We start from the raw sequence: 419 nt of genomic DNA, 5'->3' as shown, positions 1-419 counted from the left end.
GCCGACGGACAAATGGCATCTCGATGAAGTCGTGATCCGGATCAAGGGTCGAACGCACTGGCTTTGGCGCGCCGTCGATGCCAATGGCGATGTGCTCGATATCCTGGTTCAATCGCGCCGTAACAAGGTCGCCGCCCAACGTTTCTTGCGCAAACTCATGAAACGTTGGGGCCAGCCTCGTGTCCTCGTGACGGATAAGCTGCGATCCTACGGCGCGGCCAAGGCGGAGATCGCACCCGGGATCGAACACCGCCAGCACAAAGGGTTGAACAATCGGAGCGAAGCGTCCCATCGGCATACCCGAAGACGCGAGAAGATCATGGGCCGGTTCAAATCCCCGCGCCAAGCGCAGCGATTTCTATCCGTGCATGATCAGATCGCCAGCTTGTTTCGCCCCAAACGCCATCGCCTGTCTGCCA

The 419-nt window shown here is 59.4% G+C and carries 1 protein-coding gene; it reads left to right on the top strand.

All coding sequences use genetic code 11. The features are described 5' to 3' along the window. Positions 1–419, top strand: a 419-nt coding sequence (locus FQ320_RS25400) for an IS6 family transposase (protein ID WP_148476016.1), incomplete at both ends; no start/stop codon positions are given.

It is taken from the genome of Oceaniovalibus sp. ACAM 378 (genome assembly GCF_008085915.1).
GTDB lineage: Bacteria > Pseudomonadota > Alphaproteobacteria > Rhodobacterales > Rhodobacteraceae > Oceaniglobus.
Note: the sequence above shows the minus strand (reverse complement) of the source record. Positions and strands in the feature narration are given on the sequence as shown.